Source organism: Staphylococcus sp. HMSC068G11, assembly GCF_001815825.1.
GTDB classification, from domain to species: Bacteria; Bacillota; Bacilli; order Staphylococcales; family Staphylococcaceae; genus Staphylococcus; species Staphylococcus epidermidis.
The window spans coordinates 116,161-139,252 of record NZ_KV822073.1 but is presented as its reverse complement, the minus strand read 5'-3'; the positions used below and the strand labels follow the sequence as shown (position 1 = coordinate 139,252).

The following is a 23,092-nucleotide window of genomic DNA, read 5'->3' as shown; positions in this document are numbered from 1 at the left end:
ATCGAAACGTCACGTCCTCTAAATTTCCTTTATATTATACTATATCAATTTTAAAAGTTGAGTTCCAATAGTCCGTTTATACATGATACTAACGGCCATTTAAAATACACACCGCTTCATAACTACGTCGATATTGAGCCTGGCATTACATCCTCTTAAACGACCTAACATATCGACCAACATCATTTTTGATATCCATCCTATTTAATTACTCAATCATTTTCAATACGTAAAAAAGCCTGAGATTACTCATCGGTGTCTCAGGCTTAGTTTATATTATCTTATATAGCTTCATAATCAATCCGTAACCCATCACATGTCGTTGGTTCGATAAATGACTTCCAACACAAGTACACCAAAGTTTGCTCTAGACAGTACAAATTAACGTAACCTTCTATGCTATCGCTTGGCGATTTTATTCAAACGTCACGCCACGCATCAATAATCTCTAATAATCAATCACTTTCGGATTATGATTTGTAGCTTCTACATAATAGGTTTGAACTTCATCCTTGCCTTTATGTTTTACTTTAATTTCCCAGTTAGGTTGGAGTAATTGAACGTTTGTTTCCTTTACAACTGAATAATAGCCTAGGCGAGCGTCTAACACTTGATCATTTTGTTTTAGATATCTATTGTAATAAAGAGCTTCAATAGCTTTACGCGGCGTAATAACTTGCTTCTTCGTGCTATTTGAACCTTTAGCTACTTGTATATCATCCATCGCTGTCTGTTTATAGCTTGTCGCCTTGCCATCGCTCAAATTAAACGTTAGGCGTGCTTTACTATTATTCATAATTGGATAATCTTTATACGTTTGTTCGTAAGTGACTTTATCTTTAGTTAAATCACTTAATTGATACTCTTTACCGTTAAAGATTTTCTTTGCAATGTACTCTTTGATATCTTGTAAGTTCTTATCACTCACTTGAACGCCTTTATCAATATCTCCTTCAAGTGTTTTATCGGAATCAGACGTTTGCATACTTGAATGATCTTTCGCATAACTTGAGAAATTCTTTGAACGGGCAGTAATTTGTTCAAGTTCAGTATCTTTCACGCTTTGATTCAAGACATCCTTGGGCACGTCAATTTCTTCTTGTTGAAAATTGACCTCGTTTACCTTTTCCGAGTCATTAACTTGTGATTTATTCACTTTATCAATATAAACGATGACTAAAAAGATGTTCACAAGAATAAAAACGAAAATGAAAAGTGTCTTCGTGAGTTTCCAGTTCATTTATTCAAGCCTCCCATCTTTATAGGCATACCAATTGCCATCGTATTCTACAAACCAACGTGGTATTAATTCACAGTTACGTTGAACTTCAATATCTTCGTTATTTGCCTTGTCGTCCATATCATAACCAATCGCAATGTTCGTTACCTTTTCAAAATCAATATCAGGATGGTTGGCTAATGCAGAACGCACGGACTCAACGGTAGGGACGGATTTAGATTCTTCACTGTTCAGTGTGACGTCCGTCTTAAGTAGCGAACGTTGATAATCGTAAACGCCTTTATCTCCCCATGTGACTTGGATTTCATTGAAGTTCTGTTTATTAAACGTTGGGTGACCGTTGAGGAATCGTTGATATGTGAGTTTCCCCGTTCTATTATCTGTTTTAAATAGGCGATAATCTTCATTTAAGAAGCCACCATGACTATTTATAAACTCGTATGTGCCTGGGATGGTTTCTTGCATGTTGCTTGAACTTTTTGCGTCTTCAGATAAATTCTTATAATGATACATTTCATCTTTATCATTATAGTTGGCGACACCAGTATTGTTGTTGTATGTTGTCGTACCACTTTGAGAGCTACGAACAATCGTTGAATCATCAAATAGTATTGAGTTCATGCGTTCAACACTGATCGTATTGAAGACCATGCGATACGTCTTTAAGTCTTTCGGTTTGCTTGGTGCAAACACGTGTGTTGCTTTGTCGATTGTATCTTTATTCGTGATGATTTCCGTATAGGGCTGCATGTCAGGTTCGATACTTTTAAAAGCTTTGTCAACATTATTCCCTTTCATCGTTGTCTTAAGTTTAACTACTTCATGACGGTCTTTGCTAATCGCATATAGTACGACGTGGTTATTATGATCTTGATCGATGAGGAGGCGATCAAAATTAAAGTTATTCGGCACTTTCGCATCGATATCGAGTACTTGACTTAAGTATGTTGAAAGTGGCAAATCATAAGTAAAATCTAGGACGATAAAGTCGTTGCTTAGTTCAGGTATAACAAGGTTATGTTCCCTTTTCAGATGTGATACAGATTTAACTTCTTGATTCTTTAAAGGTTGAATCATCTTGTCTAAGACTGCACCTGATGCCACTGTTCCTTGAGATTTTTCATCTCTAGAATGCACGATTTGAAATGGTGTAATCGTTCCTTCCATTTCTGCAGTCATTGGTTTAGTAAGTGGTTTAGGCTTATCACTTTTACTATTATCCGTGTTATCAATATTTGAAAGGTCTGGAGAAAAGTTCCAGACCATGTATGTCAAAACGATACTCATCAAGACGAGTAGGACTAAAATAATTGATTTAGTATGTTCTTTGTTATTCATCCCAATCACCGTCTTCAATGATTTCGCAAGGAAGTGTAATAAAGATTGACGTACCTTGTCCTTCCACACTGTTAGCCCAAATTCGACCGTTATGTGCTTCGACAATCTCTTTGGAAATAGCTAGACCAAGTCCTGTACCACCCATCTTACGTGTACGTGCTTTATCTACACGATAGAATCTATCAAATATTTTATCTACCTTGTTAATCGGTATTCCAATACCATTATCTTTAATACGAATCGTCATTCTATTGTAAAGTGCATTTTGTTTCACATGAAACTCAACGCGTTTCTCGCCACGTGAATATTTCATTGCATTGGTAATGACATTATCAAATACTTGTGTCATCTTGTCTGGATCGATTTCAGCAAAGATGGTTTGCTGCGGAATTTCGCGCACGAATGTCGTATCTTTCGCTGCCATTTCATGACGGTTAATAATTTTGTTGATAAACATATTGAAGTCGATAATTTCTTTCGTAATTTGATCTGATTCATTATCCATTTTAGATAATTGAAGTAAATCATTCACTAAACGAATCATACGTTCAGTCTCTTCGCGTGTGACAGATAGGAATGATGGTGCCAGTTCTTTATCTTGCCAAGCACCTTCTTCAAGTGCTTCGATATAGCTATTCATCGATGTCAGTGGTGTACGTAATTCGTGTGAAACATTCGCAACGAATTCGCGACGTTCACGTTCGACTTGTTGTTGTTCTGTGACATCATGTAGTACGGCAATGTAACCTGTCACGAAACCTGTTTCTTGTACAATCGTACTAAAGTTTACACGTGCAATAATGCCTTCTTCTTCGTTAATATCTAACAAGAAGGAATCACTATTTTCTTGAATTTCTTCTAATGAGAATTCATTTTCTAAGTTAAGGACACCAAGCATGTAGTAGCCGATGACATCTTCTTTCGCGAGACCGAGCATTTTCAACGCCATGTCGTTTGCAATACGTACACGTCCACGGCGATCTGTCGCAAGAATACCATCGCTCATATGCGTGATAACAGAATCTAGGCGACGTTTCTCACTTTCTGTATTCGCTTGTGCTTCTTGGACACGTTTCGATAAGTTATTGAAGGCAAGTGCGAGCTCACCGATTTCATCGTTACCGTATATCTTCACTCGTTGCGTGTAGTTACCCTTAGACATCTCGACGGTTTGGTTACGCATATCGGTTATCGGCTTAGTAATCGTTCGTGCAATGAAGAATCCTAGTATTACTGTAATGAATAGTGATATCGCTGTCCCTACAATGAATATCTGATTAATGTTGTTCAGCTGATTGTATACATCATTAATTTTCGATTCTATGTATATATCACCGATTGTCTGTTTATCGACTTTAACCGGTATATTATATACCCAAACACGCTCTTTACCACTTCCGTAATCCTTAAGAACCATATGATCATTCGTTTGCCCTAAGGAGAGCGCCTTTTGAACTGAACCGTCGTTAACCTTTTGATTGATAAGACCACGGTTAGACTGCTTGGTTGTTGCCATGATGATTTGGTCTTTATCAATAAAGCGTATTTCTCCTATTTCTTGGCGATTCGCATATTCATTCAAAAGGTCTTGGATATCCTTTTGAGCGTTGACTGAACCTTTATCTTTATCTTTATAAACCTTTTCAATATTGACGTCTAATTGCTTCGCATATTGTGTTATGTTCTTCTTGAAGTTATCGAGTAATTCCTTTTCTAAACTATTCGTAAAATACAAACCGATGATTTGCATACCAATAATAATGAGTAGTACATAAACAATAACGAGTTTCGTGTGAAGGGATTGTAGTTGTTTAAGCCACTTCATAAGACGCTCCCTCTAATCATGTTGTTGGAGGAAGTATCCAACGCCTCTACGTGTCACAATATATTCTGGATGAGATGGATCATCTTCAATTTTTTCTCTTAAACGGCGAATTGTTACGTCCACAGTACGAACATCACCGAAATAATCGTAACCCCACACTGTTTGTAGTAAGTGTTCACGTGTCATGACTTGACCCATATGTTTAGAAAGATAATGGAACAGCTCGAATTCACGATGCGTTAATTCAATGTCTTCTCCACGTTTTTTAATTGAATATGCATCTGGATAAATCACAATATCTTTAATTGTAATTTCATTTGTCGCACCACTTACTTCTTGAGCTGGTTGTGAATAATGACGGCGTAAGTTCGCTTTCACACGTGCGATGAGTTCACGAGTACTAAATGGTTTAGTTACGTAGTCATCTGCACCTAATTCAAGACCTAAAACTTTATCAATTTCAGAATCTTTCGCTGTCAGCATGATAATTGGCATTTCATACTTTTTACGCACTTCACGACACACTTCCATACCATCTCTACCAGGTAACATGATATCAAGTAAGACGATATCTGGTTCTTCTTCATAGATTAAATCTACTGCGTCATTACCGTCATAAGCGCAATATACGTCGTAACCTTCTTTTTTTAAATTAAATTCTAAAATATCAGCAATTGGTTTTTCATCGTCAACTACAACAACTTTTCTAGCCATATATTATAAACCTCTTTTCTCAAAGTGTAGTTCTTCCGTTCGTTTACATTGCTAATGTTATATCAAATTTTCGAAGTGCTTCATTATTATTCTGTTCTCTATATAACATATAGCTACCTATTATATAATTTACCATTTATGAACGGTTAATTCTATTTTAGTATTTAAAATTATAGAATAATATTATTTATAATTTTACCATTGAAATACAGTTCCGCAAAATAAGTTAGACTTTTGCAATATGCTTGACGCTTTTGTTTAGGTTTATCATCATATTTTATCGTTTTCGTATATGTCAAAAGTGCAGTAATGACAGTGTTTGTAATGATAGAAATATAAGCATGTATAGGAATATTAAGTTTTCATTGCATGTTAAAAAAGTAGGTAGTGTGTATCAGAAAGATTAATAAAGTGAGGGTACATTGTTGTATGTAAAAAAGCATAAAAAAATGCCTACCCTATTGGGTAGGCAATACGGTCCCGACGGGAATCGAACCCGCGATCTCCTGCGTGACAGGCAGGCGTGTTAACCGCTACACTACGGGACCTAGAATGGTGACTCCTACGGGACTCGAACCCGTGTTACCGCCGTGAAAGGGCGGTGTCTTAACCGCTTGACCAAGGAGCCGTTCTTAAGCACAAGATAGATTATAGCATAGCTCTACTTTTGATGACAAGATATTTTTTACATAAATTTAATAATATTTTTGTTTCGTTAATCAACCAACACAATCATGCTATGAAGCTTACTGTGGAGAAGAATAAAACCATTGATTTCATTCAAAACTCATTTCAAATTGCTGTTTTAAAATAAAACTGGAGTAGGACAAAAGGAGATTGAAAGTCATTGATCTACTCCAAAATAAATAACAAGCGACCATTATGTTGTGGCCGCTTGTTTAAAGATGATTCACTGCAAATATTGATAGATATGAGTTAGAAAGCTTTTTTTACTTTCATGCATATAGCAAGCACTAAGAATAATGTTAATCATTTCGCTCATTGCTCTAATTAAACAAAGCTCACATGCTTTCTTGACGTTTTATTCTACCAAAGTTGCTCTAATAAATTCGTTTGTTCGCGGTCTGGACCTACTGAGAAGATTGAAATATGGACACCGCATAATTCTGAAATACGCTCTAAGTAATTACGTGCATTCTCAGGGAGTTCATCTAAACTACGGCAACCTGTAATATCTTCAGTCCAACCTGGAAGCTCTTCGAAGATAGGTTTACAACGTCTTAATTGATCTAAGTTTGCTGGGTATTCAGTAATTTTTTCACCATCTAATTCGTAAGCAGTACAAATTTTAACTGTGTCTAATCCTGTTAAGACGTCGATTGAGTTAATTGAAAGATCTGTGATACCACTTACACGACGTGAATGACGTAATACAACTGAGTCGAACCAACCTACACGACGTGGACGTCCAGTAGTTGTACCATACTCACGACCCACTTCTCTAATATGGTGGCCATCTTCATCAAAGAGTTCAGTTGGGAATGGACCGTCACCCACACGAGATGTATATGATTTACATACACCAATCACTTTAGATACTGATGTTGGGCCAACACCTGTACCTACTGTAACGTTACCTGCAACTGGATTACTAGATGTAACGAATGGGTATGTACCATGGTCGATATCTAACATAACACCTTGTGCACCTTCGAATAATACCTTTTCATCAGCCACATTTGCATCGTCTAAAATTTTAGCTGTGTCAGTCACATAGTCTTTTAAACGTTGACCTGCAGCATAGTATTCGTCAAAGATTTCATCGAATGTTGGACAAGTTTCGTTAAACATGCCTTTAAAGTATGCGTTTTTATATTCAATATTTTCTTTAAGTCGGCGTTCGAATGTTTCCTTTTCTAATAAATCTGCCATGCGAATACCGATACGTTGTGCTTTATCTACGTATGCTGGGCCGATACCTTTTTTCGTTGTACCGATTTTATTATCGCCACGACGACGTTCTTCATATTCGTCTTGAGCTAGGTGATAAGGTAAAATGACTTGTGCACGATTTGAGATGCGTAGGTTGTCAGTTGAAATGCCACGTTCATTTAACCCATCTAATTCTTTTAATAATGCGACTGGATCTACAACTACACCGTTACCGATTACTGCTAATTTATCTTTATAAAAGATACCTGATGGTACTAAGTGTAATTTGTAAGTTTCTCCACCAAATTGAATCGTATGTCCCGCATTGTTACCACCAGAAAATCTAGCAATTACGTCTGCTTGCTCTGCTAAAAAGTCTGTTATTTTACCTTTACCTTCGTCTCCCCATTGTGTCCCAACTACTACGATTGATGACATATGAGCACCTCCAAGTTTTTCTCGTTTAACCACTAGGTATTTTACCAATATGATTTTGAATTTGCAAATAAAAATCGAACATTAATCAGCGTTCGATAACGCATCATCTTTCAGTAAGTTTTCTGTGTAAAATCACTTCTAAACGTTTCTATGACAGTTGTTCAAAGGATGTCTAAGTAAAATACATACACATACTTCCCACATTTTAAAAAGAGAAAAACAAAATAAAAACCGTACAATAAATAGATTATAACAATTATTGTACGGAAAAATATTTTTTATGACATATCTGCATGAGCATAATCAATATCTGTAAATTTATTGTATTGTTTCATAAAGTGAAGTTTCACAGTACCTGTTGGACCATTACGCTGCTTGGCGATGATGATTTCAATTTCACCGTTATCATCATTTGTCTGTGGTTCAAAACCAGCATCGTCATCATCTTCATCACCTTCACCACGATTATAATAATCATCACGATACAAGAAAGCGACGATGTCGGCATCTTGTTCTATAGACCCAGATTCACGAATATCACTCATCATAGGACGTTTGTCTTGTCGCTGTTCAACGCCACGTGATAGCTGACTCAGTGCAATAACTGGACATTCTAATTCACGTGCAATCGCCTTAAGTGTACGTGAAATCTCTGAAACTTCTTGTTGACGGTTATCTGAGAAACGTGATCCGCTTCCTTGAATCAATTGTAGATAATCAATCACAATCATATCAAGACCGTGCTCTTGTTTGAGTCGACGACATTTAGAACGTAAATCATTGATACGGATACCTGGCGTATCGTCTATGAAGATTTTAGTTCGTGATAGCTTACCTACCGCAATCGTAAAGCGACTCCAATCTTCTTCAGTCATCGTCCCAGTTCTTAAACGATTGGAATCAACGTTACCAGAACTACAAATCATACGTGTTGCCAATTGGTCGGCGCCCATCTCAAGTGAGAAGATACCGACAGTATACATATCTTCATGTGTGGCAACCTTTTGCGCAATATTTAAGGCAAAGGCAGTCTTACCTACTGAAGGGCGTGCCGCTAGAATGATTAAATCATTACGGTTAAAACCAGCAGTCATTTGGTCTAAGTCACGATAACCAGTTGGAATACCTGGTGTTTGACCACTATTTTGGTCGAGTTCTTCTGCGGTTTCGTATACCTGTCCTAAGACATCTCTAATATCTTTAAAACCATCACTTTCTCTTGTAGAAGATAGTTCTAAAATACGTCGTTCGGCGTCACTTAAAATCGTATCTAATTCTAATTCATCATTATAGCCATCATTCGCTATACTATCAGCAGTTTGAATAAGTTTCCGTTTCAACGCATGTTTAAAAACGATATCCGTATAGTACTGAACATTTCGCGTTGTCGGTACACTCGTCGATAGTTCGGCGAGATATTGAGGGCCACCCGCTTCGTTTAAGCTACCTTCACTTGATAATTGATCCATCAATGTGACAACATCAATTTCTTTATTATCCTCATTTAGGTGCATCATTGCTCGAAAAATATGTTGATGGGCGCCTCTATAAAACGACTCAGGAAGCAAGACTTCCTGAGTAGTATTAATGAGTTCTGGATCTATAATAATGGCACCTAAGACAGATTGTTCAGCTTCATTGCTATGTGGCATTTGATTTTGCTCATACATTCCATCCATTATCTACTTACACCTCTTATTTCAATCCATCTTTTATTTTATCGTCATCTGATATTGTCACGAGATACACTACAGATATTTCAGAGATTAACAAATTGTATAAGTCATACACCTTATATAATTGCACCTATATTAGTAATCATGTACTATCCTCGCGTCATATCTTTAAATTATTGTTCTACAGTGTGCACACGGATTGTACCTTCGACTTCTTTGTCTAATTTCACTGGAACGTTCGTATATCCTAGTGCGTGAATACCATGTGGTAAGTCCATTTTACGTTTGTCGATTTTAATATCATGTTGTTTTTTTAGCGCTTCGGCAATTTGTTTCGTACTGATTGAACCAAATAGTTTGCCGCCTTCACCAGTTTTAGCTGATACTTCAACTTCGATATCTTTTAACTGTTCTTTAAGTGCTTTTGCATCATCGATTTCTTGTTGTCTATCTGCTGCTGCACGTTTATTTTGCTGTTCTAATTGTTTTAAGTTACCAGGAGTTGCTTCTACAGCATATTTATTTTTAAGTAAGAAGTTATTTGCGTAACCTACTGGTACATCTTTAACTTCGCCTTTTTTACCTTTACCTTTAACATCTTGTGTGAAAATTACTTTCATGCGTCTTCACTCCTACTCATTTGTTCTGTAATTGCTTGTTGTAATTGTTCTATTGCTTCATCTATTGTCGCACCTTTTATTTGTGTCGCAGCATTTGTCAGATGGCCACCGCCACCTAACGCTTCCATTGTTAATTGAACATTTATGGAACCTAATGAACGTGCTGAGATACCGATCAGGTTGTCTTCACGTTTAGCTACTACATAAGATGCTTCAATGCCTTCTAAACTTAACAACTCGTCGGCAGCTTGTGCAACCGTTACAGGATGATAAATTTTATCATCTGAACCATGTGCAATGGCTATACCTTGATCTTGTATCTTAACTGTTCTTATCAATTCTGAACGATTGATATACGTATCGACATCATCTTTTAAGAAATGCTGCGTTAAGATTGTATCAGCGCCATGTGCACGTAAATAACTTGCGGCATCGAATGTTCTGGAACCTGTTCTTAACGTAAAGTTTCTTGTATCTACTATAATGCCTGCATACATAACAGTTGATTCTAAACGAGTCAATCTCTGTTCAGTTGGTTGATATTCTAGTAATTCCGTTACGAGCTCAGCAGTTGAGCTAGCGTAAGGTTCCATATACACAAGTAATGGATTTGAAATAAAGCTTTCGCCACGTCTATGATGATCAATGACTACTTTGCGGTTTGCTTTATTTAAGACATTTTCATCTAAGACCATTTCAGGTTTATGTGTATCTACAACAACGACAGTCGTCTTAGAAGTCATCATATCCCAAGCCTCATCCGATGTTACAAAGCGTTCTTTTAGTTCCGGTTTCTTATCAATCTCATCCATAACACGACGTAATGTCGGATCGATATCAGAATCATTAAGAACGATAAATGCCTCTAAATTATTCATTGATGCAAAGCGCGAAACTCCGATAGCTGCACCTATAGCATCTAAATCTGGTCGCTTATGTCCCATAACGATAACTTTATCGCCTTCAGTAAGAATATCTTTGAGGGCATGTGAAATCACACGCGCACGTACACGCGTACGTTTTTCCATAGGGTCAGTCTTACCACCATAGAATCTTACATTGCCGTTCATATTCTTAATTGCAACTTGGTCACCACCACGACCTAACGCGAGGTCTAAACCAGATTGTGATAATTCACCTAAATCAATAAGGTTCTCAGTGCCTTCACCTACACCAATACTTAATGTTAGTTGTGCGCGGTAACCCACACTCTTTTCTCTTAATTGGCTTAAGATTTCAAAATTAGAATCTTCTAGTTCAGCCAATATTTTTTGGTTAAAGTAAGCTACAAATTGATCTGAGTTGTAACGTTTGAAGTAAATATTGTAATCCTGTGCCCAACGACTAATCACACGTGTCACCATAGAGTTAATTTCAGAACGTTGTGTATCGTTCATATTTTGAGTGATTTCATCGTAATTATCTAAAAATATTGTTGCAATAATCGGCTTTGAATCTTCATATAGTTCGTTTGTACGTTCAGTTTCAGTCATATCAAAGAAGTATAAACAATGCTCGTTTTCTGAATATCGTACATGATAGTAATAATTGTTGTTTTCTATTTCTACTTCTTGAACTTTTTCCAGTTGTTTTAATATGTTAGGGAAGACTTCATTGACATTTTCAGAAATCACATTCGTTTCAATGTGATCTGTCATAAATTGGTTCATCCACTCAATGTGATTATCTTCATCTAACACAATCATCCCTATAGGCAAGTGCTTAATCGCCTTGTTACTACTTGCCGAGATGTGACCACTTAAATCATCCACATAATTATCCATTTTTAGAAATGCTTTTCTCAATAACACGCCACTAATAATAATCATCACAATAAGTATAGCTGTAGCAATACCTGCCACTAGTTGGTTAAAAATAAACCACACGATGACAAGTGCTATAGCAGTGAGTACCATTAAAATAAACGGTATGAGCAAAGCTTTTTTAGTGGATTGACGGTTCATTCTTCCACCTCTAATCACTTTTTAATCATCATTTTTTTATTATTTTCTTTAAATTAATACATAAATCAATTACCCCAAGTAATCCAACAATATGCGTTGCCGGTGTAAGAAGTGTCCCTACTACCATAACAAGAATTGTTGCGAAGTTCGGCCATCTTTTAGCTTTACCAAAGAAGTGAATGACACTTAATCCTTGGATGTACATCACTAATGATAACACAACATCAAAGTTTAACACGATGCTTTGGAACGTACTTGGTTCACTTGCAATCATGACACAAATAAGTACTATAAGATAAAACCATAGTAAATTACGGCTCATTTGCCATGCGAATAAAGGTTTAAAAATAGGTGTTGCTACTTTAAATTTGCGTAAAATTGGAAATGTAATAATCAGATTAATTAAGACAAAAATGAAAATAACTATAATTAGAAAACTAGGGAGTTGGACCGTCATTTGTCGGAAACTTTCCTCAAGAATCTGTCTATAGTTTGAATCGATTCCACTTGTTAAGAAAGCCTCATGCATTGCATTTTTAAAAGGCTTAATTAATACAGCTGCCGTCGGAATTTTGTCGAATGTTTGTAATAACATCCATCCAATAAGTGTAACTAAACTTAATGAAGCTGTTGAAATATAAAGAATTCGTTCTTTAGATGTTCTTTCCTTAAGTAATTGTCCGATAATCGCACTTAATAATAAGATTAAGACCATCATACTTAAGACAAATGTATTACCTAATAATGTTGTAAGTACAACTGTTACTAATGCGCTAATTCCGAATGATTGTATGGAACGATTCCACAAAACAATACCGGGAATCGTTGCAAATAAACATAAAATCAAGCCGAGAACAGGTAATACATGTGTTACTAAAGCGACTACTAATAATGAAATAATTGCTAAAATAGTTGCTTTAGGTTGTATTTTTGAAAACACATACGCCACTCCCATACTTTTTGACTATAACTCCTATTTTAACCTCTTTGCTAAAATTTAACAATAAAGTAAAGTCATACTACTAGTGATAGGTTTATGCCTAGGTACGACATATGAAATAGACTTTGCTTATATAATCCTCTGTATGACTATTTTTATGCCAAAGAAAAATTTACCTATTCTGCACTGTTTAGTATTTCTTATGCGTGCTCATGGAGATTGTGTTCTATTATAAAACTTTCCTATTTACGTCGGAATTGTTTCAAATTTAAGAAATGATATAAATTAGGCGCCCAATCATTAAAATTTAGAAGAAAACCATCATGTCCTACATTATCTGGTACGAAGAAATGACGATGATATTTAAAACGTTCTCCTAAGGCTCTCACTTGATCATCAGGATAAAGCAAATCGTCAATAAAACCCATTGTTAGTACTTTCGTTTCCAACGACTGAAAGACTTCATCAACATCATCTCTTCCTCTATCTAAATGGTGACTATCTAAGACGTCTAGCAGTGTTAAATAACAATTTAAATCGAAATATTCTTTGAACTTATCACCTTGATGTTGCTGATAGCTCACTACTTCATCTGGTGTAAAACGTTGATCATAACTTTTAGACGATCGATACGTGAGGAAACCGAGTTGACGTGCGATACTTAAACCTTCTTTACCGCCTATATGTATAGCTTGTCTTGCAATCTCGTTAAAAGCACGACTATAGGAGGACGTTTTATCAGTAGCGGCTAATATGATTGCTTTTTCCACCTCGAATTGACGATTATAAAGCAATTCCATCGCTTGCATACCACCTAAACTACCTCCAATGAGAATATTAATTTTCTTAAATTCTAATGCTTGTATACCTAACTCAATAGCTCTAACAATATCTCTCAATGTTAAATGTTCTGGGAAGTTATCATCATTTAATTTAGAACTCGAACCAAATGGACTTCCAATGACATTGAATGTAAGAAATTGATAATCATGAACTGGAATGTAGCCACCATCAATGATTTCTCGCCACCAGCCAGGTTGCGCATCCGTGCCGTATGTTAAATGATTGCCAGTAAGTGCATGGCAAACAACGACAAGGGGTTGACCAGGAAGTCCCACATGTTCATAACGTAGACGTAAATGATCAATCGTTTCACCAGATTCAGTTATAAACTCACCTAGTTCTAATGTATTAACCGTGTAATTCGTCATAATAGTTCCATACCTCCTTCAACTAAAAAAGTGCCTTACTCAAATGATGTAAAGGCACTTATCGTACTTATCATTCGAGTTGCTCGTTGGTATTAGCACCGTGCTATTTAAAGTCGGTTGCTGAAGCTTCTATGGGCCAAATCCCTCAGCTTCTCAAAATAAGGTTAGGTAATTTAATTGTATTGTGATGTAGATATGCATTTCGTCTCGAATAGTCTAAATTTTCTAATTATTTTAATCTTAACTAACTTTTTCCGTAAGTTCAATGATTTGATATGATTTTCAAAGATTAAAAGATTAAACGTAAGCAAGCAATGACAAATATACCTCCGAGAATTGTCACTGTTAGACTACGTGTGAAAATAGCGAGCATCACAGTTGGTACGATTGCAATAATATAAGGTAAATTTAGCGTATAACCAAATGTATGATCATGTTGTTGAATTACACCATCTATAATAAGAGCTGTAAATAAAGTGATAGGAATAAAAGAAAGCCATTTAATTACAATTGCTGGTAAGTTGACACGCGATATCATAACAAATGGAATAACACGAACGAGTAATGTGACCACGCCACATAAAACAATAAGTACTAATGTATGTAAATCTGTCGTCATTTTTCCATCGCCACCCCTAACAATGCAGCAACTATTGCAGCTATCAATATTGCTACGTATGAAGGTAGAATTGAACTTAAAAGAATCATCATCACAATCACACATACGATGAGTACAATATATATTCTCAATCGTGATTTCTTAATCCCTTCAAAGTGAGATATACATAAAAAAATAAACATTGCGGAAATGACAAAGTCTAGACCAAGCGCATCAGGATTTGAAATATACTCTCCGAAAATGGCGCCGAGCACACAGGAAACAGTCCAAAATAGGTAAGCAGTAATATTTAGTCCGTGTAGCCATCGATCGTTAATTTTTTCACCTTTAACATAGGGTGTTATAGCAACGCCAAAAGTTTCATCTGTTAATAACGTTCCAAGCCCTACCCTATTCCAAAATCCATATTGCTTATAATTAGGTGCTAAAGTCATGCTTAATAAGAACATTCGAGAGTTAACGATAAGTGTTGTAAGCACAATTGCAGAAATAGGAGTGCCTGCAATCACTAATGTACAAATAATAAATTGGGCTGCACCAGCATAAATAATCAGACACAATAATATAATTTCTAAAACACTGAAATTTTGGGAGGCTGCCACAATTCCAAATGATAGTCCTACACCTGCATATCCAAGTAACGTAGGAATACACTCTTTCACACCTTGCTTAAACGTAAGGTGAGTCATATTATCAGCCCCAGTCTCTCCAATAAAATAATAAAATCAGTCTAATATACTTAATTACTTTATTCAATATATTTAAAGGCCGGTATGTGTGCCGTCATACATACCGTGGTCTAAAAAAGCTAATATATAAGAGTTTTATTTTTCAGAATTTTCTTTCTTGTTTTTAGACCCTCTTTCCAACTTCTATCCTTTAAAATCAAAATGTTTACAACATTACTTTTAAAGATTATCAAAAAATAATAGTGACTGAACTTTTGCAACTCTTTAAAACATCATTGATTTTTAATTTTTTATTAAAATTTTATTTAGAAATAGTAATTTTCAAAAGATACTTAATTTAGTTTGATATAATCACACCATCAAATGAAACGAGGTGTAACAATATTGAATTGGCAACGTAAATGTATACTAACTACTTTGTTGGTTTTAAGTAGTTTATTTTTAGTATTTTCGACCATCACATATGCGAGTGAACGTGATTATAAAGACAGTCTTAAAATCACTACACATAACGTGTATTTCTTACCTACTGCTATCTACCCTAATTGGGGACAATCTCAGCGCGCTGATTTAATTTCAAAAGCAGATTACATTCAAAATCAAGATGTCGTGATTCTAAATGAATTATTTGATAAAAAAGCATCAAAAAGATTGTTAGCACGTTTACATTCACAGTATCCTTATCAAACACCTATCGTTGGTAAAGGTACAGAAGGTTGGCAAAATACTTCTGGTACTTATAGAAAAATTAAAAAAGTGAGCGGTGGCGTTGGTATTGTGAGTAAATGGCCTATCGTACAACAAGAACAACATATTTATAAAAAAGGTTGTGGGGCTGATATGGCCGGTAATAAAGGCTTTGCCTACATTAAAATTAATAAGAATGGCAAATACCACCATATTATCGGAACACATCTACAAGCTGAAGATCCAACATGCTTTAAAGGAAAAGATAAAGACATTAGACAGAGTCAAATGAGTGAAATTAAACAATTTATCAAAGACAAGAATATCCCTAAAAATGAACCCGTCTATATCGGTGGTGACTTAAATGTCATTAAAGATTCAGATGAATATCAACAAATGGCAAATAACTTAAATGTTTCGTTACCTACTCAATTCGATGGTAATGCATATAGTTGGGATACTAGCAGTAATAGTATTGCGAAATATAATTATCCTAAATTAGAACCTCAACACTTAGATTATATTTTATTAGATCGTGACCATGCACAACCAAGCTCATGGCATAATGATACACATAGAGTGAAGTCACCAGAATGGTCCGTGAAATCTTGGGGAAAAACATACAAATACAATGACTACTCAGATCATTATCCACTTTCTGGCTACGCATCAAATGAATAGGACGATTGATACATTTAATTATTAAATATTAATATTTAGAATAGGAGCTATATGAAACATTGGAATTAAACTTCGAATTTCATATAGCTTCTTTATGATATTATTTTATGGTTATATATAAATAAACGTTGTTTGACAAACTAAGTTAAATATTTTGAATATGAATGACAACGTTTAATAATCAATTTCCACTATTTTATATTTTTACAGGCGTTCTCTAAAAGATAAATTCTTGCTACTTCATGTATTATTTTCATGATTTTATAACTCAATCTATGACAATTAATATTTACTATTTTTAGACATACGTTTGTGTGACGTCAGACAACCGTATCTATAAAAGATCTGTTATATCAGCATTTTAAATCGAGAAAATTATTTTAAGTTATTTTAGACATCCATCTCTAATTGAATATAAAATAACAATTTTGTCTTTATACATAAAAAAACTGCCGATAAGTTTATAGAACCTTATCGACAGTTAAATAACTTTATAATATTGTAATTATCTAGTTAAGTTTATATGATTATTTGATTGGTTTTTCAATTTTAGTTTTGCCACCCATAAATGGTACTAATGCTTCAGGAATTGTTAATGTACCATCTTCGTTTTGATAGTTTTCAACGATGGCTGCAAATGTACGACCTACAGCTAAACCACTACCATTTAATGTGTGGACTAATTCTGGTTTAGAAGCAGCATCACGTTTGAATCGGATATTTGCGCGACGTGCTTGGAAATCAGTACAGTTAGAGCAAGAACTGATTTCTTTATAATCATTGTAACTTGGTAACCAAACTTCTAGATCATATGTTTTACTAGCACTGAAACCAATATCGCCAGTACATAAGATAACACGACGGTATGGTAAACCTAATTCTTCAAGAATAGCTTCAGCATTTTGTGTCATTTCTTCTAAAGCATTCCAAGAATCTTCAGGTTGTACAATACGAACCATTTCAACTTTATCAAATTGATGTAAACGAATTAACCCTCTTGTATCTCTACCAGCTGATCCTGCTTCACTACGGAAACATGCAGTTTGAGCTGTAAATAATTCAGGTAGTACACCTGGTTGAATAATTTCATCTCTATAGAAGTTTGTTAAAGGTACTTCTGCAGTTGGAATCGTATATAAGCCTTCTTTTTCAACTTTAAATAAATCTTCTTCAAATTTAGGTAATTGACCTGTGCCAAACATCGTATCAGCATTCACTAATTGCGGTGTCATCATTTCAGTATAACCATGTTGCGTTGTATGTTTTGTCAACATGTAGTTCATTAAAGCACGTTCAAGTAATGCGCCATCTTTAGTTAAGTATACGAAACGAGCACCAGATACTTTAGCAGCACGTTCAAAGTCAGCCATTTTTAATTCTTCAACTAAATCCCAATGCGCTTTAGGTTCAAATTCAAAATCACGTGGCGTACCCCATTTTTTAACTTCAACGTTTTCTTCATCAGAAGCACCTTGAGGTACGTCTTCATTAATTAAGTTAGGAATACGAATTAAGATATCTCTAATTTTATTATCTACTTCATTAAGTTGATTATCGATATCTTTAATTTCATCACCTAAATGACGCATCTCAGCAATGACGTCATCAGCGTCTTCTTTATTACGTTTCTTTTGAGCTATTTCTTCGCTCACTTTATTTCTTTTCGCCTTCATCTCTTCAGTTTTACTGATTAATTCACGGCGTTGTTCATCTAATTCTAAAACTTGGTCGACAACTTTAGGATCGTCGCCTCTTAATTCAATTTTGCTCTTCACTTTCTCAGGTTCATTTCTAAATAAACGAATGTCTAACATGTAACCTTCATCCTTTCCCAAATAAAATATATTCAATTTTATGGATGACTTCGTGTGATAAAACAATAAAAAAAGACCACATCCCAGACAAGGGACGTGGTCTACGCGTTGCCACCCTATTTAACAATTTCAAGTAAATTAAAACCATTTACCTCAAATTGCGCTTAACTAAAATAACGGTTATTACCGATTGTTCACATATAGTAGGTAGATTCACATGAATGTCGATTACTTGTTCTCACTTACCACAAGCTCTCTGAAATCGAACTATCTATGCTACTTGTCCTACGAACAATACTTTATTAACTTAATTTTAATATAGCAAAGTCATTATCATATTTCAAGTTATTTTAAATTTGCAACAATTACGTCATATTTAGATGTGCTTATATGCAACACTTTTTAAATCATTTGTGTCCCGCTTCTACAACTTGTTGAAACTGAATATCTTGTCCTGTGTAATAGTAGATACATTGTGACGATATACATACAATTTTTCTCGGATGAGCGGCGAGAGAATTTCAACATTATTATAATCAACTGCTTGTAATGTCACCTTACGTTCTATTTCCATTTAATATTTTTTATTAAATAAATAAAACTGCTACATTATACTATCGGTCTACTAAAATAATGAATGATACATGACGATGTAAAAAGAGTTTCATTTAACTATTGACGAATGTCAGATACAGGTATAGTATTCTTAATTGTATTTAGAAGAGATGATTTAAAATCACATGTAAACAATTGTTTGAAATAAATAAAAAGATTCGTGAAATAAAAAGCAAACATAAGACTTGCAACATTTTAAGAAATAACATGTTATGGGAGGTTATGTCGTTATGAAAACGTTAGATTCTGTTAATATTCCTATAAGAAAAGACGAAACACATAAAGGTGACTATGGTAAAATTTTATTAATCGGTGGATCTGCTAATATGGGGGGCGCAATCATGCTTGCTGCACGCGCTTGCGTTTATAGTGGAAGTGGACTCATTACTGTAGCAACACATCCAAATAATCATGCTGCGCTACATTCTCGTTGTCCTGAGGCGATGGTTATAGATATTAATGATACTAAAATGCTTACAAAAATGATTGAAGCAACCGATAGTATCCTTATCGGTCCAGGTCTTGGAGTAGATTTCAAAGGTAACAATGCCATCACGTTTTTACTTCAAAATATACAACCTCATCAAAATTTAATTGTTGACGGAGATGCTATAACAATATTCAGTAAGTTGAAACCTCAAATTCCTACATGTCGTGTTATATTCACACCACATCAAAAGGAATGGGAGCGTTTGAGCGGTATACCTATTGAAGAACAAACATATGAACGCAACCTTGAAGCGGTAGAACGTATTGGCGCGACAGTAGTATTAAAACAACATGGTACGGAAATCTATTTCTGCAATGATGATGTCTATAAATTACCTATTGGCACACCTGCTATGGCTACAGGTGGTATGGGCGATACACTTGCGGGCATGATTACAAGTTTCGTAGGCCAATTTGATAACTTTAAAGAAGCCGTTACAAGTGCAACTTACATGCATAGTTTTATCGGTGAAAAATTATCTGACACAATGTATGTTGTTCCACCTTCACGTCTAATTAGTGAAATTCCGTATGTGATGAAACAACTTGAAGGTTAACAGATATCAGAATTAATTACTGTGCTTATCAGTACTGGTAAATTGAGAAGGTACATTGTTGAGAGGGACAATTACATTTTAGACACTCTCTATTGAAGGGGGTCTAAATGTATGAAAATGATTATTCATTTATCCTCGATGCATGGTGCTACAGAAGTCATAAAGGACAAATCAATTTAATATAAACAAGAAATTAAAAAATGCATGAGGCATATTGCTATGTCTCATGCATTTTAGCATATTGGGCGTCGATGACTGAGTTAGAAAATAACCTCATTATCACTCTAGTCCGACTTCCCTATATATAAACTTTTATTCATTAAATCTACAGGTAGTTTAATTAAGGGGGGGCCAGGCAGAACAACGAACTCTGTGTTTCTGTCTTACTCCCTTTTTAACTATTCATCACTATCTTCTTCATTATCTGAAGCACTCTCGATATCTTCATTCACTCTATCCATAAAATCTTGTCTAATATCAATACGATCATCATTTTCAGGAGACTCTACAGATTCCGTTTCTGCATCACCTTCTGTATGAATCGCATTGCCTGGTGTCTGATCATCCACTACCTCTTCTACATCTGCTTTTTCAGCACTAGTGGTTTGTTGCGCTTCATCTACATTTTCCTCATTATCGTCTTCTTCTTTTACTTTAGCAACAGTAGAAACAAATTGGCCATCTCCGAGTTTCATAAGACGTACACCTTGTGCTGCACGTCCATTTTGAGAAATATCATGAACGTCAAGACGGATAATAACACCAGCGTTAGTTACAACCATTAAATCCTCTTCACCGGTCACAGTTGTGATACAAACGATGTTACCATTACGCTCAGTAATTGTCGCAGTTTTGATTCCTTTACCACCACGATTTGATAAACGATATTCGCTAACAGGTGTACGTTTACCGTAACCATTTTCAGTAACTACTAATACTTCATCTTCACTTTCTGAATCTGCAACATCAAGACCTACGACAGTATCCCCTTCACGTAGAGAAATACCTTTCACACCTGCTGCTGTACGGCCTAATGGGCGTAATGTAGATTCAGAGAATCTAATTAATGATGCATGTGCAGTTCCAATAAGAATATCTTCATTACCTGTTGTTAGACGTACTGCAATTAATTCATCATCTTCTTTAAAGTTAATTGCAATTTTACCGTTTTTGTTAATACGGGAGAAGTTACTTAATGATGAACGTTTAACGATACCTTGTTTTGTCGCAAATACGAGATAATCTTCTTCACTTTCAAGGTCTTTAACTGCAATCATCGTACTTATTGTTTCGTCATTTTCAAGTTCAATCGCATTGATAATAGGTATACCTTTGGATTGACGTGACAACTCAGGAACTTCATAACCTTTGAGTTTATATACACGACCTTTATTCGTAAAGAACAGAACATGATCATGTGTACTCATTGTTACCAATTGACTAACGAAGTCCTCATCCAACGTGTTCATACCTTGTATGCCACGACCACCACGATTTTGAGAACGATATGTAGATACTGGTAAACGTTTAATATAGTTATTATGACTTAATGTAATAACGATTTGTTCTTCAGGAATTAAGTCTTCATCTTCAAGATCTTCTAGACCACCTAATTGAATTTCAGTGCGACGTTCATCACCGAAACGTTCTTTAATTTCAGTCAATTCATCACGAACTAATTGTAATAACACTTCTTCATCAGCTAAAATCTCTTCTAACTCTTTAATATATTCTAGAAGTTCATTATACTCAGATTCTATTTTATCTCTTTCTAATCCAGTTAAACGTCTTAAACGCATATCTAAAATTGCTTGAGCTTGACGTTCAGTAAGTTTAAAACGCTCTTGTAAACTTGCCATCGCAATTTTATCAGTGTCCGATTCACGAATTGTTGTGATAATTTCATCGATATGATCTAGTGCTATTCGTAAACCTTCTAGAATATGTGCACGGTCTCTTGCTTTTTTAAGATTATATTCAGTACGTCGTCTAACCACTGTTTTTTGGTGCTCTAAGTAATGAATAAGTGCTTCTTTTAAATTGATTAGTTTAGGTCTACCATTCACTAAAGCAATCATATTCACACCAAATGATGTTTGTAATGGCGTTTGTTTATATAAATTATTTAAAATAACACTCGCATTTGCATCTTTACGTACATCAATAACTACTCTTACACCTGTACGCAAACTTGTTTCATCACGTAAATCTGTAATACCGTCGATTTTCTTATCTCTAACTAACTCTGCGATTTTTTCAATCATACGTGCTTTATTGACTTGGAAAGGTATTTCCGTTACGACAATACGTTGACGGCCACCACCACGTTCTTCTATTTCAGCACGAGAACGCATTTGAATTGACCCACGACCTGTTTCATAAGCTCGACGAATACCACTTTTACCTAGTACTAAACCAGCTGTAGGAAAATCAGGACCTTGGATGTCTTCCATCAGCTCATTAATTGTGATGTCTGGATTCTTACTTAAACTGAGTACACCATCAATAACTTCAGTTAAATTGTGGGGAGGAATATTTGTAGCCATACCTACGGCAATTCCTGCCGCACCATTCACTAATAAGTTAGGGAAACGTGCAGGTAAGACTGACGGCTCTCTTTCATTACCATCATAGTTGTCAATAAAATCAATTGTGTCTTTGTTGATATCTCGTAAAAGTTCTAATGTTATTTTAGTCATACGTGCTTCGGTATAACGCATTGCGGCTGCACCGTCACCATCCATAGAGCCAAAGTTACCTTGACCATCTACAAGTGGGTAACGATAACTAAAGTCTTGGGCCATTCTTACCATTGCTTCATAAATTGAAGAATCACCATGAGGGTGATATTTACCCATGACATCCCCGACTATACGTGCAGATTTCTTATACGGTTTATCGGGCGTCATACCTTGTTCATTTAAACCATAAAGAATACGACGATGTACTGGCTTTAATCCGTCTCTAACATCAGGTAATGCACGAGAAACGATAACACTCATAGCATAGTCTAAGAATGATTCACGCATTTCACTGGTTATATTTCGTTCATTAATTCTTGATTGAGGTAATTCAGCCATCA

At 35.4% G+C, this 23,092-nt stretch carries 16 protein-coding genes, 2 tRNA genes, 1 riboswitch and 1 other annotated feature; of the genes, 2 read left to right on the top strand and 16 right to left on the bottom strand.

Translation table 11 applies throughout. The features are described from left to right. Positions 1-448: 448 nt before the first annotated feature. From HMPREF3058_RS04970 to HMPREF3058_RS04905, 14 genes are all read right to left on the bottom strand, one after another. Positions 449-1,240, bottom strand: a complete 792-nt coding sequence (locus HMPREF3058_RS04970) for a two-component system regulatory protein YycI (protein WP_002474930.1) — start codon at positions 1,238-1,240, stop codon at positions 449-451. Further along, a complete protein-coding gene (locus HMPREF3058_RS04965; protein WP_002499823.1) occupies positions 1,241-2,578 on the bottom strand; it encodes a YycH family regulatory protein in 1,338 nt (445 codons plus the stop codon). Continuing rightward, entirely contained in the window at positions 2,571-4,403 is a 1,833-nt protein-coding gene (walK, locus tag HMPREF3058_RS04960; protein ID WP_002437327.1) for a cell wall metabolism sensor histidine kinase WalK, read from the bottom strand. Before walK ends, HMPREF3058_RS04965 begins: the two co-directional genes overlap by 8 nt. A gap of 12 nt (positions 4,404-4,415) precedes the next feature. After that, on the bottom strand, positions 4,416-5,117 hold the full coding sequence (yycF, locus tag HMPREF3058_RS04955; RefSeq protein ID WP_001831816.1) for a response regulator YycF: 702 nt from the start codon (positions 5,115-5,117) through the stop codon (positions 4,416-4,418). Positions 5,118-5,592: 475 nt separating this feature from the next. Continuing rightward, positions 5,593-5,665: transfer RNA gene (locus tag HMPREF3058_RS04950), tRNA-Asp, on the bottom strand. A gap of 5 nt (positions 5,666-5,670) precedes the next feature. After that, positions 5,671-5,745: transfer RNA gene (locus HMPREF3058_RS04945), tRNA-Glu, on the bottom strand. A 419-nt stretch (positions 5,746-6,164) separates the two neighbouring features. Then, positions 6,165-7,448, bottom strand: a complete 1,284-nt coding sequence (locus HMPREF3058_RS04940) for an adenylosuccinate synthase (RefSeq protein ID WP_002455931.1) — start codon at positions 7,446-7,448, stop codon at positions 6,165-6,167. A 278-nt stretch (positions 7,449-7,726) separates the two neighbouring features. Then, complete coding sequence (gene dnaB, locus HMPREF3058_RS04935; protein ID WP_001831779.1) at positions 7,727-9,127, bottom strand: replicative DNA helicase; 1,401 nt, start codon at positions 9,125-9,127, stop codon at positions 7,727-7,729. 170 nt (positions 9,128-9,297) lie between these two features. After that, entirely contained in the window at positions 9,298-9,744 is a 447-nt protein-coding gene (rplI, locus tag HMPREF3058_RS04930; protein ID WP_002447632.1) for a 50S ribosomal protein L9, read from the bottom strand. Next, complete coding sequence (locus tag HMPREF3058_RS04925; RefSeq protein ID WP_002491736.1) at positions 9,741-11,708, bottom strand: DHH family phosphoesterase; 1,968 nt, start codon at positions 11,706-11,708, stop codon at positions 9,741-9,743. The genes rplI and HMPREF3058_RS04925 overlap by 4 nt, the downstream gene beginning before the upstream one ends. Before the next feature lie 28 nt (positions 11,709-11,736). Beyond that, positions 11,737-12,663, bottom strand: a complete 927-nt coding sequence (locus HMPREF3058_RS04920) for a YybS family protein (RefSeq protein WP_002494609.1) — start codon at positions 12,661-12,663, stop codon at positions 11,737-11,739. A 227-nt stretch (positions 12,664-12,890) separates the two neighbouring features. Continuing rightward, the gene (locus HMPREF3058_RS04915; RefSeq protein WP_001831747.1) at positions 12,891-13,859 is read right to left on the bottom strand and encodes a homoserine O-acetyltransferase MetX; all 969 of its coding nucleotides are present in this window, start codon (positions 13,857-13,859) and stop codon (positions 12,891-12,893) included. Between the two features lie 64 nt (positions 13,860-13,923). Then, a riboswitch (SAM riboswitch) is annotated at positions 13,924-14,024 on the bottom strand. 124 nt (positions 14,025-14,148) lie between these two features. Next, positions 14,149-14,478, bottom strand: coding sequence for an AzlD domain-containing protein (locus tag HMPREF3058_RS04910; protein ID WP_002447636.1), 330 nt, complete (start codon positions 14,476-14,478; stop codon positions 14,149-14,151). Further along, on the bottom strand, positions 14,475-15,167 hold the full coding sequence (locus HMPREF3058_RS04905; protein ID WP_070731173.1) for an AzlC family ABC transporter permease: 693 nt from the start codon (positions 15,165-15,167) through the stop codon (positions 14,475-14,477). Before HMPREF3058_RS04905 ends, HMPREF3058_RS04910 begins: the two co-directional genes overlap by 4 nt. Before the next feature lie 384 nt (positions 15,168-15,551). On the opposite strand from HMPREF3058_RS04905, the gene sph reads away from it, so the two are divergent. Further along, the gene (sph, locus tag HMPREF3058_RS04900) at positions 15,552-16,535 is read left to right on the top strand and encodes a sphingomyelin phosphodiesterase (protein ID WP_002499826.1); all 984 of its coding nucleotides are present in this window, start codon (positions 15,552-15,554) and stop codon (positions 16,533-16,535) included. Between the two features lie 527 nt (positions 16,536-17,062). Here the strand turns inward: sph and serS are convergent. Then, on the bottom strand, positions 17,063-18,349 hold the full coding sequence (gene serS / locus HMPREF3058_RS04895; RefSeq protein ID WP_001831805.1) for a serine--tRNA ligase: 1,287 nt from the start codon (positions 18,347-18,349) through the stop codon (positions 17,063-17,065). A gap of 87 nt (positions 18,350-18,436) precedes the next feature. After that, positions 18,437-18,652: a binding site (T-box leader), on the bottom strand. A gap of 542 nt (positions 18,653-19,194) precedes the next feature. Here serS and HMPREF3058_RS04890 point away from each other — a divergent pair. Further along, positions 19,195-20,010: an NAD(P)H-hydrate dehydratase gene (locus tag HMPREF3058_RS04890; protein ID WP_001831762.1), complete on the top strand. Its 816-nt coding sequence runs from the start codon at positions 19,195-19,197 to the stop codon at positions 20,008-20,010. A 398-nt stretch (positions 20,011-20,408) separates the two neighbouring features. Here the strand turns inward: HMPREF3058_RS04890 and gyrA are convergent, their stop codons facing one another. Further along, the gene (gene gyrA, locus HMPREF3058_RS04885; RefSeq protein ID WP_002447641.1) at positions 20,409-23,090 is read right to left on the bottom strand and encodes a DNA gyrase subunit A; all 2,682 of its coding nucleotides are present in this window, start codon (positions 23,088-23,090) and stop codon (positions 20,409-20,411) included. Between the last annotated feature and the right edge of the window lie 2 nt (positions 23,091-23,092).